9 protein-coding genes and 1 riboswitch are annotated in these 15,125 nt (G+C 71.1%); all 9 genes read right to left on the reverse strand.

Annotated features, from left to right (window positions below; genetic code table 11):
• Positions 1 to 43 precede the first annotated feature (43 nt).
• The gene (locus CMS_RS05475; RefSeq protein WP_012298504.1) at positions 44 to 934 is read right to left on the reverse strand and encodes a cupin domain-containing protein; all 891 of its coding nucleotides are present in this window, start codon (positions 932 to 934) and stop codon (positions 44 to 46) included.
• Positions 935 to 1,107: 173 nt separating this feature from the next.
• The gene (locus CMS_RS05480; protein WP_012298505.1) at positions 1,108 to 3,366 is read right to left on the reverse strand and encodes a bifunctional hydroxymethylpyrimidine kinase/phosphomethylpyrimidine kinase; all 2,259 of its coding nucleotides are present in this window, start codon (positions 3,364 to 3,366) and stop codon (positions 1,108 to 1,110) included.
• A complete protein-coding gene (gene thiM / locus CMS_RS05485) occupies positions 3,363 to 4,190 on the reverse strand; it encodes a hydroxyethylthiazole kinase (RefSeq protein WP_012298506.1) in 828 nt (275 codons plus the stop codon). Before thiM ends, CMS_RS05480 begins: the two co-directional genes overlap by 4 nt.
• A riboswitch (TPP riboswitch) is annotated at positions 4,181 to 4,272 on the reverse strand. It overlaps the preceding gene by 10 nt.
• Before the next feature lie 82 nt (positions 4,273 to 4,354).
• Positions 4,355 to 6,040, reverse strand: a complete 1,686-nt coding sequence (locus tag CMS_RS16540) for an SIR2 family protein (protein WP_158309438.1) — start codon at positions 6,038 to 6,040, stop codon at positions 4,355 to 4,357.
• 217 nt (positions 6,041 to 6,257) lie between these two features.
• Entirely contained in the window at positions 6,258 to 8,423 is a 2,166-nt protein-coding gene (locus tag CMS_RS05490) for a S9 family peptidase (protein WP_012298510.1), read from the reverse strand.
• Positions 8,424 to 8,733: 310 nt separating this feature from the next.
• Positions 8,734 to 10,203, reverse strand: coding sequence for a maltokinase N-terminal cap-like domain-containing protein (locus CMS_RS05500; RefSeq protein ID WP_041464449.1), 1,470 nt, complete (start codon positions 10,201 to 10,203; stop codon positions 8,734 to 8,736).
• 3 nt (positions 10,204 to 10,206) lie between these two features.
• A complete protein-coding gene (locus tag CMS_RS05505; RefSeq protein ID WP_012038801.1) occupies positions 10,207 to 10,476 on the reverse strand; it encodes a mycoredoxin in 270 nt (89 codons plus the stop codon).
• 112 nt (positions 10,477 to 10,588) lie between these two features.
• Positions 10,589 to 11,875: an FAD-binding protein gene (locus CMS_RS05510; protein ID WP_012298513.1), complete on the reverse strand. Its 1,287-nt coding sequence runs from the start codon at positions 11,873 to 11,875 to the stop codon at positions 10,589 to 10,591.
• Positions 11,876 to 12,009: 134 nt separating this feature from the next.
• Positions 12,010 to 15,063, reverse strand: a complete 3,054-nt coding sequence (locus tag CMS_RS05515; protein ID WP_012298514.1) for a glycoside hydrolase family 2 TIM barrel-domain containing protein — start codon at positions 15,061 to 15,063, stop codon at positions 12,010 to 12,012.
• Between the last annotated feature and the right edge of the window lie 62 nt (positions 15,064 to 15,125).

Below are 15,125 nucleotides of genomic sequence, written 5' to 3' on the forward strand. Positions count from 1 at the left end.
ATCGAGTGTAGCGCCGGGGCGGGCCGCGGACCGCCCCGTCACGTCAGAGCTGCCGCACGCGCTCCGCGAGGCGCTCGAACGAGGCCGCGTGCGTGACCCGCAGCGTGTCCCACGACGCCGTCATGTCGACGCGCTCGGGATCCGCGACCACCTCCGCGAAGCCGTGCTGCGCGCGCGGCACCGCGTCGCCGGGCAGCACGAGCGACTGGATGAAGGCGCCCGTGTCGTCGGAGAACGTGAGCGTGTGGCTGGCGACGTTGCGGTGCCAGTCGTCCGACGGCCACGACAGGAACGCGACGTGCCGCGGCGCGACGCCCGTCTCCGACGCCGACACGTAGCTGCCGTAGTGCTCCTCGCCGGGGGAGAGGATCTTGTACGAGCCGTTGTCGAGGTACACGAGCAGCGCCTCGTCGAACGGCTTCTCGCCGTACATCGCCGTGTAGCGCAGCGCGTGCACGAGCACGGGCGCTCCGAGCGGGACGGGGAGCGCGGCGGCCGGGGTGGCGGTCGGCGTCGCCACGGATGCGGGGGCGGCCGGCCGGAGGAACTCCTCGTCCGTCACGTGCGGGCCCCAGGTGGTCGCGTCGACCGGGTCGTCGCCGTCCTCGAGCACCGCGATGTGCTCCATCGGCGCGTGGGCCGTTGCGCCGTGCCAGTGCTCCTCGCCCGCCTCGATGTAGACGGATCCGCCGGGCCCGACCTCGACCACCTCGCCGCCGCGCGTGCCCACGCGGGCGATGCCCGAGGTCACGTGCAGCGTCTGGCCGAGGACGTGGGAGTGCCACACGGTGCGGGCGCCCGGCGGGAAGGTGACGGCCGCGACGACCGCGCGCTGCTCGGGGGTCTGCGGGGTGGAGAGCCAGCGCAGGCGGACCTCGCCCGTGAACTGGTGGTCGGGCATCGTGATCGCGGGGGTCTCGGCCTGGACGCGCATGCGGTGTCCTCTCCGTCGGGCACGCGGGTGCCCGGGTCGTGGAACGGGGAGCCCCGGCGCGGTGTCGCGTCGGGGCACGAGGATCCTCCCGCGGGGACGGCTGGAAGCGGGCCGGGGCATCCCCAGGGTGCACGCCGGCGGCGGAGGGCGCATCCCGGGGAGCGCGCCCCGTGTCAGCCGAGCGCCTCCGGGGCGTGGAAGAAGTCGCGCTCGTACGCGGACGACAGGAGCGACGCCTCGAGCATCGCCGCGCGCCGGGTCGGACCCGCGAGCACCGCCGCCTCGTCGACCAGCTCGGACGCGCGCCGGGTCGCCTCCGCGAACGCCGGATCCGCGTAGGTCGCCAGCCACGCCGCGTATGGGTGCGCGACGCCCGCGGCCGCCGCCTCGGATCCCGCCGCCCGGAGCCGGGTCCCCACGTCGGCGTAGATGGTGAAGCAGGGCAGCAGCGCCGCGACGAGCACCGCGTAGTCGCTCGTGGCCGCGTGCGCGAGCAGGTGGTCGACGTAGGCGCGCGTCACCGGGCCGGCGACCGCGGGCGCGGGATGCCGGGACAGCCACTCCTCGTGCAGCGCCGACTCCGCGGCGATCGCGTCCGCCGCCGAGCGCGCCCAGACCACCTGCGCGTCGGGCGCGGGCGCGAGCTGGCTCGCCCGCGCGAGCACCCGCGAGTACGCGCGGAGGTAGATGGCGTCCTGCGCGAGGTAGTGCGAGAACCACGCCTCGGGGAGGGTGCCGTCGCCCAGGCGGCGGACGAAGGGGAGGTCGTCGATCTCGCGGCGGAGGCCGGCGGATCCCGCCCACATCTCCGCCGAGATCGGCCCGGCATGCGTGCCCGCGGCGTCCCACAGCGCGCGCAGGTGGTCGAGCGGGCCGGCGCCGGATCCGACCCCGAGGTCCTCCGCGTGCGCGAGCGATCCGGTGAGCCAGGCCTTCGCCTCCGTGAGCGCCGCCCGCCAGTCGTCGCGACGCGGCTGCAGGGTCGCGAGCGCGCTCGAAAGGGAGCAGCCGGTGCCGTGGGTGCTGGTGGTCGCGATGCGCGGCCCGTCGACGACGTGCGCCGTCGGACCCGCGCCGCCCGCGCCCGGCGTGACGAGCGCGTCCGGGCAGTCGTCGACGCGCAGGTGCCCGCCCTTGACGACCACGCGGACGCCGTGCCGGGTCGCGAGGGTCCGCCCCTGCGCGAGGGCCGCCTCCCAGCCGTCGGCCTCGCGCTCGCCGAGGAGCGCGGCGAGCTCGGGCAGGTTCGGGGTGACGACGTCGGCGAGCGGCAGCAGGCGGCGGAGCGCCTCGGTCGCGTCGGCGTCGAGGAGCGCGTCGCCGGATTGCGCGACCATCACCGGATCCAGCACCACGACCGGCGGGCGCACCGCACCGAGCCAGGCGGCGACCTCGTCGACCACGGCGGCGGATCCGAGCATGCCGATCTTCACGGCGTCGATCGCGACGTCGTCGGAGACCGCGTCGAGCTGCGCGCGCAGGAACGCGACGGGCGGCACGTGGATCTCGCGGACGCCCGTCGTGTTCTGCGCGACGAGCGCCGTGACGACGGCCATGCCGTAGCCGCCGTTCGCCGCGATGGACTTAAGGTCGGCCTGGATGCCCGCTCCGCCGGTCGGATCCGTGCCGGCGATGCTGAGGACGCGGGGGACCGGGCGGAGCGGGGGCGCGTGGTCCTCGGACGATGCGACGACCTCGGCCGGGTCGTCCGTCGCATCGCCCGTCGTCGCGGGACGCGCCCGCGCCCGCGCCCGCGCCTCCGCGAGCTCGCGCGCCGCCGCCTCGGGATCCTCCGCCGCGCAGATGGCGGAGACGACGGCCGTCCCCGCGCCGCCCGCCGCCGCGATCGCGTCCACGTCGCGCACATCCACCCCGCCGATCGCGACGCACGGCACGGGGGAGAGCCCGGCGATGATCCCGAACCCGTCGTGCCCGAGCGGCGCCGGGTGGTCCGGCTTGGTGCTCGTGGGCCGGATCACGCCGACGCCGAGGTAGTCGACCGTGCCCGCGGGGAGCGCGCGCAACGCCTCCACGTGCGCGGGCGTGTTCGCCGTGAGGCCGACGACGAGGCGGCGGTCGGGGCTCGCGGCGTCGAGCATCCGCCGCACGAGGTCGGCCGGCACGTCCGACTGGCCGACGTGCACGCCGTCCACGCGGGCACCGCGGGCGAGGGCCGCGAGCACGACGTCGACGCGGTCGTCCACGAGGAGCAGCGGCCGCGGGGCCGTCGGATGCGCGGAGGCATGCGCGTCGATGGCATCCGCCGCCGCGACGACCGTCGCCAGCAGCTCCGCCGCGCTCGCGTGCTTGTCGCGGATCTGCACCGCCGTCGCCCCGCCCGCCACCGCCGCGGCGACGACCGCGGGCACGCCGCGCGCGCCGCAGAGCGCGGGGTCGGTGACGAGGTAGACGGAGAGGTCGAGCCCGATCACGACAGGCGCTCACTTTGGGCGACGAGCTCGGGCGTGACGGCGTCGAGCGCGTCGAGCAGCCCGACCGCGAAGGATCCCGGCCCGCGCGCCCCCTCGGCGGCGATGTCGGCCGCGATCGTGTAGCCGCTGGTCGCGGCGACGGCGGCCCGCAGCGGATCCGGATCCGTCGACGCGAACGCCGTCATCACGGCCCCAAGCGCGCAGCCGCCGCCCGTCACCTTCGTGAGCCACGCGTCACCCGTGTGCACGCGCACGAGCCGGTGGCCGTCCGTGATGTGGTCGACCGCGCCGGAGACCGCGACGACCGTGCCGTAGGTGCGCGCCAGCAGGCTCGCGGCGTCGAGCGCGGCCTCGACCTCGTCGGTGGCGTCGACCCCGCGGCCGCCCGCGCCGCCCGTCGCGAGCGCGATGATCTCCGACGCGTTGCCGCGCACGATGGTCGGCGACAGCGCCACGAGCTCGTGCGCGAGCCGCGTGCGCACCGGCAGGGCGCCGACCGCGACGGGATCCAGCACCCACGGCGTCCCCGCGTCGCGCGCCGCGTGCGCGGCCTCGACCGCGGCCTCCCGCTGCTCGGCGTGCGGCGTGCCGAGGTTGATGAGCACGCCTGACGCGATGCGCGCGAACGGCCCGGACTCGGTCGGCACGTCCGTCATCGCGGGCGCGGCACCCAGCGCGAGCAGGACGTTCGCGGTGAAGCCGGTGACGACCGCGTTGGTGATGCACTGCACGAGCGGCTGGCGCTCCCGCAGCTGGAGGAGGAGATCCGCCGAGGTCGGCGTCCCCCGCGTGATCGTTCCCGTGGATGGGCGCAGAGCGCTCATGATGACATCCCTCCGCCGGTGCGAACCGGATCAGGTGCGACGGGTCTCATCTCAGCCCTCGTGGGCACCCCGTGTCAGGGACCCACCCTAGGGCGAGGGCTGCTCTGTTTTGGCAGAGCTAGTCGCCAAGGTGGCGTACGGTGCCACACGACCTGTCCCAAACGTCACCAGCGCGTATTTCTCTGAAGCTTTTCTTCCATAGCACTTAGTGTCACGGCCAGAGAAGGAGCCTGGCTGGAAGTGTAAGCAGTCATCATGCTGGGATTAAGGGCGTCTACTAGAAGGCGTCTGGTGACTGTCCTCGTACCATCGCTGTCATAACTGCCTTCGCTTAAATATTCCCCTGACTGAGGATTACGACTACCAGAAAGCCATTGCAGTACAGCGATGCGATACTCGAGATCATCAAACAAGTTTGGCAAGCTAATGTCGTCGAGCAATTTCGACAAAGGCGCATCGATGAGTTCTCGGGCAAGATGGCTTTGCGGGTAAAGCCAGTTCCCTCCGCGACCGTTATTCCATCGTGGTAACGATTGAACTAGGTCAAAGTTGAGTAAACTGTTTAGCCCCAATGTTTTGCAGGCTTTTTTCGCTGGCGACGCATTGTACGGCTCTTGCCAAGTGGGTTCGAAGGCAAGTCGGGTTAGTAAAGCGTCTCGATGTTCGTTTACTAAAACCGCGCCCATGGTGAAGAATGCCAATTGTGCAGGGAGATGCTGCAGGGCTAAAGCGTACGCACTGTATGAGCCGGAAGGAGGCGTGCGTAGGTTTAAAAGAGTTTGAAGAGTGCGCACCCAGAGGGCCTCATGGGTGCCGTCGTCGTGGAAAACGCCCGCGGAAAGCATTTGCAGGAGGTCGCTGCAATGCTCGAAGGACTCCGCAACAACCTTGTCGTAGCCCGTGGAACCGAGCTGTGTTCTAGTGGCGACTGTCTCCGTATGGGTTCGAATGGACTTTATTTCGGAATTGATCAAATCATAAAGTTCGATTCGACGAGACGGCGCCGGCAAGCATCTCTTCAATTTAGCGATCTTCAAATCCACGCTCAATGATTCTTGCTGCATGTCAGTCAATGCTTCTATGTTCGCGAGCAGGCCCGCGAACATGCCGTCGGCACTGGAACATGGAACTATTGACGCTTGCAGAATGTTGGCGAATTTTTGTGCTGCGGGGCCCGTCCCGGAGTGCGAGTCCCAGAAAATAGGATAGCGCCGGCTTGAGGCAGCTTCTAGTTCGCGCACGAGGGCAACGTCCCACTCGGCGGACCAGCCAGATATCACAAGACCATATTGTTCAAAAATTTGGCCGAGTACCGATTTCCATGGTTCGGCATATTCCGACAGCTCCTCGCTTGTGTTCAACGATTCAATATCACGATAGTCGCCGTGGATCTTGATTATCGTCGCGGGAGCATGGGCAAGCGGCTGTAAGCCCGCGACGGCCTCTGGTCTTGCGGCTACTTGCGCGCCAATCCCAACTTCTGACAATGCGACTTCTAGTAGGCGATCAAAGTTGGTGGTAATTATGACTTTGATGTATCCACGCTTGACTAATTGCGCGATTGCCCTATGTGCTCTGGTCGGTTGTTTATCGATATCCGTGTCATCGGTTGACGGGGGTTCGAAATAGGGGGCAAGGAGTCCTTGTCGAGCTGCCGGCGTAGTGGCTAGGGTCGCGAGAAGAGTCGAGTATCCCAGCTTCTCCCCATGGTGCTCAAGCCACCATGCCTCGGGGTCTTGAGTCGCCCCGGCGACCGCGTCCCGATCCGCTCCATGCTCAAGCGTCGCGACTTTTCGGATCAGGTCCTGTATGACGCCCCATCCGGTGGGAATTCCGGAGGCCTGTGACACGCCTGAGCCGAGGAGTAACGCGTAAACGCCAGGCTGAGCGTGCACAGACGTCGCGAGTGTGATTGTCGGACTTAGAGGTGTGGCCATGGCACAAGTGTGCCTTGGGAGGGCTCATTTGTCAGCAGGTCGAGTTCGCGTCAAAGCAGAAGCAGGCTTTAGCTCGTCGAAAACCGCCTGAGCCCCGCTTGCGCAGAACGCGACCTGTGTCTGTTGACCCCTAGGCCAGCCCCGCCACGTCGAGCACCCACGCGTAGTCGGAGGCGCGCTCGCGCCACGCGTCGTAGCGGCCCGACTTGCCGCCGTGGCCGGCCTGCATCTCGGTGCGCAGCAGCACGGGCGCGCCGACCTCGCGGAGGCGGGTCGTCCACTTGGCGGGCTCGACGTAGAGCACGCGCGTGTCGTTGAGGCTCGTGACCGCGAGGATCCGCGGGTACTCCACGCCCTCCCGCACGTTCTCGTACGGCGTGTACGACTTCATGTACGCGTACACCTCGGGGTCGTGCAGCGGGTCGCCCCACTCGTCCCACTCGATCACGGTGAGCGGCAGCGACGGGTCGAGGATGCTCGTCAGCGCGTCCACGAACGGCACGCCCGCGAGGATCCCGGCGAACCGGTCGGGCGCGATATTCGCGACCGCGCCCATCAGGAGCCCGCCGGCGCTGCGGCCCTCGGCGACGAGCTTCTCCGGGCTGGTCCACCCGCGCGCGATGAGGTGGTCGGCCGCCGCCACGAAGTCGGTGAAGGTGTTCTTCTTGGTGAGCGTCTTGCCCTCGTCGTACCAGCGCCGGCCCATCTCGCCGCCGCCGCGCACGTGCGCGATGACGAACGCCATGCCCCGGTCGAGCAGCGACAGCCGCGCGATGGAGAACGATGGGTCGATGCTCGCCTCGTAGGAGCCGTAGCCGTAGAGCAGGAGCGGCGCCGGCGTGCCCGGGTGCACGAGGCCGCGCTTGTAGATCACCGAGAGCGGGATCTCCGTGCCGTCCTCCGCGGTCGCCCACTCGCGGGTCTGCACGTAGTCGTCCGGGTCGTAGCCGCCGCGCACGGGCTGCTGCTTGAGGAGGCGCAGCTCGCGCGTCGCGAGCACGTAGTCATAGGTGGTGGCCGGCGTCGCGAGGCTCGTGTAGCCGAGGCGGACGGTGGGCTGCGCGAACTCGGGGTTGCCCGCTGTTCCGACCGTGTAGATCGGCTCGTCGAACGCGATCTCGTGCAGCTGCTCGCCGTCGAGGACGCGGTCGAAGGGGATCACCCCGACGCGCGTGAGGCCCTCGCGGCGGTAGGAGATCACGAGGTGGTCGGCGAACGCGCTGGCGTCCTCGAGGCGGACCTCGTCGTCGTGGGGGATGACGACCTGCCGGTCGGTCGTGGACGTCGGGTCGTCGGCCGGCACGTCGATCAGCTCGAAGTTGGTGGCGCCGTCGTTGTGCAGGATGAGGAGCCGGTCGGATCCGTCGATGACCGCGTGGTCGACGTCGTACTCGACCCCGTGCCGGCGCGGCCACACCGAGCGGAACGCGCCCGTGGGATCCCCGGCGTCGAGCAGGAGCACCTCGGTCGTGATCTTCGAGCCGACCTCGATGACGAGGTACTGGCGGCTGCGCGTCATGCCGAAGCCGACGAAGTAGCTCTCGTCGGGCTCGGTGAACACCTTCACGTCCTGCGACGCGGGGCTGCCGACGCGGTGGCGCCACACGGTGTCGGGGCGCCACGCGTCATCCACCGTGACGTAGAAGAGGTGGTCGCCGTGGGCCGAGAAGGTGGCGCCGTGGCTGGTGCCGGGGATCTCGTCGGCGAGGTCCTCGCCCGTCGTGAGGTCCCGGATCTTGAGCAGGAAGCGCTCGTCGCCCTCGACGTCGACGGAGTAGGCGAGGAGCGATCCGTCGGGGCTGACCTCGAACGCGCCGAGCGAGAAGAACTCGTGGCCGTCGGCCTCGGCGTTGGAGTCGAGCAGCACCTGCTCGCCGGGGGTGGCCGTGCCGTCGGCGGCGGGCTCGATGACGGGCGGGGTCCAGTCGTCCGGGCCGGCGACGGGGCGGCGGCAGCGGATCGCGTACTGCGACCCCTCGACCGTGCGCGCGTAGTACCACCAGTCGCCCTCGCGGACGGGGACGGAGAGGTCGGTCTCCTGCGTGCGGTCCTTGATCTCCGTGAACAGCTGCTCGCGCAACGGCTCCAGATGCGCGGTGGCCTGATCCGTGTACGCGTTCTCGGCCTCGAGGTGCGCGATGACGTCGGCGTCGTCCTTGTCGCGCAGCCACTCGTAGCGGTCCACGAACGTGTCGCCGTGGAAGGTGCGCTCGATGGGGCGCTGCTCCGCGACGGGAGGGGTGGCGGAGGAGTCGGATGCGGGGGAGGAGACGGCCGGGACGGCGGGGTCGGTCATCCGGCCAGCCTACCGACGGGCGCCCGAGGCGGATCCGCGTCGGCGACGGCCGCGGACCACCGCAGCGATGGCCCCGACCACGATGAGCGCCCCTCCCACCACGCCCCACCAGGCGGATGGCGCATCGCCCGTCGCGTCGGGCAATGACAGTGCGAGGATCCCGAGGCCCACCAGGGCGAGCAACACCTGACCGAGCATGGGGGCCTCCGGGGACCGGCACCCCGAGCGGGTGCGCATCCGCCGACCCTAGGGGCGCAGGCACCCCACTCGTCGGGCGCTCGCACAACGCACACTCGAGGACGGCCTCGGGTCAGGAGGTGAGCGGCCCCGCCTCGCGCGGCCCGGTCGCGCCGGGCGTCGTGACGGCGCCGAGCGTGCTCGAGCGGGTCGCGAGGCGCGCGACGGCCTGCAGCGGGATGGAGAGCCAGCCGGGCCGGTTACGGACCTCGTAGATCGCCTCGTACACGGCCTTGTCGATCTCGAACGCGTCGAGCAGGGCCCGGTTCGCGCGGAGGTCGGTGCCGGAGCGGGCGATGTAGCCGTCGACGAACGCGCGGCGCGAGGCGCTTGCCCACGCGGCCGCGGACTTGCCGGGGTGCGCGAGCGCGTACGAGCCGGCCACGTAGTCGAACGACCGGAGCATGCCGGCGACGTCGCGGAGCGTGACGTCGGCGAGCGACCGCTCGTGCATGGGCCGCATCGGCTCGCCCTCGAAGTCGAGGAGGACCCAGCCGCGGTTCGGCACCGAGAGCACCTGGCCGAGGTGGTAGTCGCCGTGGATGCGCTGCAGCTTCGGCCACTCGCCCTTCTCGGCGGCGTCGTACACGCTCGAGATGGCGTCGTGGAAGGCGGCGATCTCGGGCACCTCGCGCTCGGCCGTCGCGTGGCGGCGGCGGAAGCTGACCATGATCCCCTCGATGACGTCGGGCGTGGCCTCGACGGTGGGGAGCGCGGCCGCGAGCGTGGCGTGCACGTCTGCGGTGGCCTCGCCGAGCGCGCGGGCCTCGGCCTGGAAGTCAGCGTCGGCCTCGGCGGCGCGGAGTGCGACCCGCCACGCGTCGGTCACGCCGGGCAGGAACTCCTGCGCGAAGGCGACGTGCCCGATGGCGCGCCCCTCCTCGCGGCCGGAGTCGCTCCACTCGGCGAGCACGCTGCCCATGGTCTGCGGCACGAGCCGGGATCCGGCGCCCGCGATGGCGGACTGGAGCACGACGTCGGGATTCTCGCCGTGGTGCAGCGCGCGGAAGACCTTGACGATCATCGGGTTCACGGCGTGGCCGTCGGCCGAGACCATGTCGTAGATGATCGACGTGTTCGACTGCTCGCCCGAGAGCACGTGGGATCCGACGACGGTCGCGATCTCCACGCCCGGCTGGCGCTGGCCGCGCGCGGTCGCGCCGAGCGAGGTCTCGTCGACGTCGGCGTCGCGGTCGTCGAGGATCGTGCGGATGAGCGCCCACGCGTACGCGGGGTCGTGCGGGCCGTCGTAGACGTGCAGCTCGACGCCGTCGTCCTCGACCGTGGTGCCGATGTGGAAGGGCTTCAGCTCCTCCAGCGGCGCCTGCCGGTAGGTGAGCGGCACCTGGTACAGCACGGGCTTGGCGCTGCCGTGGTCGATGATCAGGTGCGTCTCGATGCGGGCGAACCAGCCCTCGTCGCTGAAGCTCCAGCCGCCGATGCGCTCGAGGCGGGGCTCGGTGCCCTTCGAGGCGAACCAGCGCTGCTCGCGCATCCACGCGGCGAGGAAGTCGGGGATCACGCTGAGGTCGTGGTGCTGCATGGCTCAGGCCACCTTCGCGGTCACGTCGGCGAGCGACGGGTTGGTGGCGGACGATCCGTCGGGGAAGAGGACGGTCGGGACGGTCTGGTTGCCGCCGTTGATGGCCTCCACGAGCTCCGCGGTGCCGGGCACCTGCTCGATGTCCACCTCGTCGTAGCCGATGCCGGCTCGATCGAGCTGGGCCTTCAGCCGGCGGCAGTAGCCGCACCAGGTGGTGGAGAACATCGTGATCCGCCCGGGGGCAGGTACGTAGGAGGAGGTCTCGGGCGCCATGGTGCTCACCCTACGCGCCGTTCTCGCCGCCGACCCGGGATCCGCGGCGCGCGAGGAGGTGCTCGGCGCGTCGCGCATCCCGGGTGCGGTCCCGGTCAGGGGCGGATGCGGATCAGCCGAGCAGCGAGCGCTCGTACCACGCGTTGCGGAACTTGTGCGTCGGATCCAGGCGCTCGGCGAGGGCGAGGAAGTCGCCGGATCGCGGGTACAGCGGCACGATGTCGGCCGCCTCAGCGGTGAAGACCTTGCCCCAGTGCGGGCGCGCGCCGAACGGCCGGATGGCCGCCTCCAGCTCGACGAGGAGCGCCTCGACGGCCTCCTGGTCGCGCTTCCAGGTGAAGTGCAGGCCGATGGTCGTCTGCCCGTACTGGGGGCTCAGCCACAGCCGGTCCTCGGCCACGGCGCGCAGCTCGCAGACGAGGAGGATCGGCCGGATCCGGTCGCCCATGGCCCGCAGCGCCTGCACGGCCTCGACCGCCCGGTCGAGCGGCACGTGGAACTCCGACTGGATCTCCTCGCCGTCGCTCGGCGTGAATCCCATCTTGAAGTGCGACAGGCGGTCGGACCAGAGGCCGACGACGCCGAGCTGCGAGGTGCTGTGGACGGGGTCGATCCCGAGGATGGGGTGGCGCTCCTCGGTGGCGGCGGGCGCCCCGAAGTAGTCGGCCACGACGACCTCGTCCTCGGGCTGGCCGTCGACGCCGAGCTGCACGCGGCTCTTCAGCCACACCTGGTCGGTGGTCTCGCCGAAGCGCGTGAAGACGCTGACGCTGTACGCGCCGCCGAAGACGTCCTCGAGGTTCTCGTCGAACGCGTCCCACGACAGGCCCTCGAACACGCGCTGGCGCACGAGGTAGGACGGCTCGACGTCGAGGGTCACGCGGGTGACGACGCCGAGCGCGCCGAGGCCCACCACGACGCCGTCGAAGTCGTCGTCCCCGCGGCGGTACGTGACGGTCTCGCCGTCGGCGGTGATCATCTCGAGGGCCGCGACCGCGGTGCCGAGGTTGCCGTTGCCGATGCCGGATCCGTGGGTCGCCGTCGCGATGGCGCCGCCGACCGAGATGTGGGGCAGCGACGCGAGGTTGTGGATCGCGAGGCCCTCCGCGCCGAGGAGCTCCGCGAGCTTGCCGTAGGGGAGGCCCGCGGAGAAGGTGGCGGTGCTGGCGTCGCGGTCGATCACGAGGTCGGCCGGCAGCTCGGCGAGCGAGACCAGCACCTCCGAGTCGGCGATGTCGTTGAACGAGTGGCGGGATCCCAGCACGCGGATCGTCGGCGCGTCACGGACGATGGCCCGCAGCTCCTCGACGCTCGTCGGCGTGCGGACTTCGCGGGCCGTGTACGCGTAGTTGCCGGCCCAGTTGGTGCCCGCGGTGCCCTGCTCGATGGTGTCGGTCATGCGTCCTCCTCGCGCCCGCCATCGGACGCCGTCGTCTCCAGCTTGCTCGCCCTCCGGCCGGAGGGCGAGCGTGTCGTGCGGTCGTGCCGTGCGCGATGCGGCGGCGGGCCCGGCGCGGGCCCGCCGCCGGTCCGTCAGCGGCTGCGGATCGTCAGCTCCAGCGTGCGCGCCGACGGCCAGAGCTGGTGCTCGGGCAGCACGTCGAGGCCGCACGCGCGCGAGCCGAGCCCGTGCTGCGCGGCGTCGATGTACAGGTGCACCGCCTCGCTCGCGGGCAGCTCGTGCGGGTGCGCGGCCCGGTCGAGCTCCTGCGGCGTGTGCCGGGAGGCCGTGAAGCCGGGGCGGCGACCCGCGGTGTCGGGCCGGGCCTGGATCACGATGCCGTGCTCGCCGTCGAACGTGCCGAGCTCGAGCTCGCGCAGGTCGCTGCGGTGGCCGGTCTCCTGCGGTATCGAGTACACGGCGCCCAGGTCGTCGACGAGCGACGAGAACCGGCCGACGAGCGCGGCCCGGCGCGAGTCGGGGTACGACTCGAACGGCCCGGTGCCGAACCACTCCGCGTTGGTGACGCTCGCGGGCAGGTCGAACAGGATCCCGACGCGCGGCCAGCTGATGGCCCAGCCGGCGCTCGGCACGATGTCAACGCGGAGGCCCAGGTCGCCGTCGGCGCCCTCGGTCCAGCAGTACGTCGTGTCGACCGAGTCGAAGGACTGCGCCGCGCTCGTGCGCACGACGACCGTCAGCGAACCGGAGCCGACCTTCACCGAGCGGACCCTGTGCGTGAGCCGGTCGAGGCCCGCCTGGCGCCAGCGCGCCTCGCTCGACGGCCCGGGCACGCCCTTGCCGAATGTGAGGCGCGGATCCGCCAGCTCGTAGGACCCGCTGCTGTCGCTGCGGTCGTTGTCGGTCGGGGCGCGCCACAGCTCCAGACGCGGCCCGTCGACCTCGAGCGCGCCGAGGCGCACGAGGCGGCCGGTGGCGAGGTCGAACTCGCCGTCGCCGAGGGTGAGGCGCGTGGCCCCCGCGTCGGGGATGACGTCCTCGTCGGCGTCGACCCAGCGGGCGAGCACGGCGGGACGGGGTGCGGGCGTGAGGTCGAACTGCTGCACGGCGACCACGTGGCCGGCCTCGGCCCACGGCTCGTCGTCGCGGAGGATCGCCTGCACCGTCAGCCACACCTCGGCGCCGTCGGCGCGCAGGTCGCCCGCGTCGAGGGCGTCGGCGGGCAGCGGGATGCGGACGGTCTCCCCGGCGGCGACGGGCTCGGCGTCGAGGACGCCGGTCGCGATGTCGTCGCCGTCGACCGCGAGCACCCAGACGAGGCTCGCGAGCGCGGTGGAGACGGAGTGGTACCGGTTCTCGACGACGAGGGACGCGGATCCGCCCTCCCGCTCGAGCCCGAACGCGATGGGCTGCACGACGGCCTTGTACTCGGCTAGGCCGGGCGTGGGGGTGTCGTCGGGCAGGACCATGCCGTCCATCACGAAGTTGCCGTCGTGGACGACCTCGCCGAAGTCGCCGCCGTAGGCGTAGAACGCCTCGCCGTCCGCGGTCTCGGTGAGGATGCCGTGGTCGCGCCACTCCCACACGAAGCCGCCGTGGAGGCGCGGGTAGCGGAGCACGAGGTCCTCGTACTCGGCGATCTGGCCGGGGCCGTTGCCCATGGCGTGGACGTACTCGCACAGGATGAAGGGCTTGGTGCGCTGGCGCATGCCCTCGCCGGGCGTGCAACCGAGCAGGTCGCCCGGGATGACGTCGCTGCCGATGGACTCGGTCTCCTGCAGGTTCGAGTACATGCGCGAGTAGACGTCCGTGTACTCGCCCGTGTAGTCGCCCTCGTAGTGCACGGGCCGGCCCGGGTCGCGGCGGTGGACCCACGCCGACATGGCGGCGAGGTTGCGGCCGGTGCCCGCCTCGTTGCCGAGCGACCACATCACGATGGAGGGGTGGTTCTTGTCGCGCTCGACGGTGCGCTCGATCCGGTCGAGGTACGCCTCCGCGAAGCGCGGGTCGTCGCTCGGGTTGCCGACCCAGCCGCCGAACTCGAAGCCGTGGGTCTCGAGGTCGCACTCGTCGATCACCCAGAAGCCGAGCTCGTCGGCGAGGTCGAGGACACGCGGGTGCGGCGGGTAGTGGCTCGTGCGGATCGCGTTGACGTTGTGCTGCTTCATCAGCAGCATGTCGGCGCGCGCGTGCTCCTCGTCGAAGACGCGGCCGCGCTCGGGATGCGCCTCGTGCCGGTTGACGCCGTGGAAGACCACGCGGCGGCCGTTGACCAGGAACCGGTCGCCCTCGATGCGCACGGTGCGGAAGCCGAGGCGGATGGAGAGCGCCTCGACGTTGGTGCGGAGGAAGCCCTGGTACTGCGTGGGGCTCTCGGCGCTCCACGGCTCGACGCGGTCCACGTGCACGGGCGCGACGTCGGCCGGGGTGTCCCAGGTGACGTGGATCCCGAGGTCCTCCACCTCGAACGTGACGGGGAACGCGGACGGCTCCGCGTCGACCTCGACGTGCACGGTGCCCGCGCCCGTCTCGTGGTCGTACTCGGCGCGGGTCCACGCGTCGTCGATGCCGCCGATCGGGCGGCCGAGGAGGGTGACGTCGCGGAAGATGCCGGGCATCCACCACTGGTCCTGGTCCTCGAGGTAGCTGGCGATCGACCACTGGTGCACGCGCACGGCGAGCACGTTGGATCCGGGCCGCAGCGACGCGGTGACGTCGAACTCGTGCGAGAGGCGGGATCCCATCGCGGTGCCGACCTCGTCGCCGTTCAGCCACACCTTGAAGGCCGACTCGACGCCCTCGAAGCGGAGCACGACGCGCTCGAGCGACTGCCAGTCCGTGGGCACCTCGATCTCGACGCGGTAGTCGCCCGTGGGGTTCTCGTCCGGCACGAAGGGCGGCTCGACGGGGAACGGGTACTGCACGTTCGTGTAGGCGGGGAGGCCGTAGCGGCCGTCCTGTCCGAGCACCCAGTGGCTCGGCACGGGGATCTCGTCCCAGCCGGAGTCGTCGAACGCGGGGTCGGCCATCTCGTCGGAGAGGCCGCGCGGGGTGGGGGAGAGGCGGAACCGCCAGTCGCCGTTCAGCACGATGCGCGGGGCATCCGAGTGCAGGCAGGACCGGGGACGTCGGGCCGCGCCCGACGTGGGGGCGAAGTCCTCGTAGTAGGGGAGGGCGTGCGTCATGGGCTTCCTTGCGCGTGGGCGGGGGCGGCGACGTGCCGCGCATCCATCATCGTGGGTCGGGG

Origin of the sequence: Clavibacter sepedonicus, assembly GCF_000069225.1 — a bacterium.
Lineage (GTDB): Bacteria > Actinomycetota > Actinomycetes > Actinomycetales > Microbacteriaceae > Clavibacter > Clavibacter sepedonicus.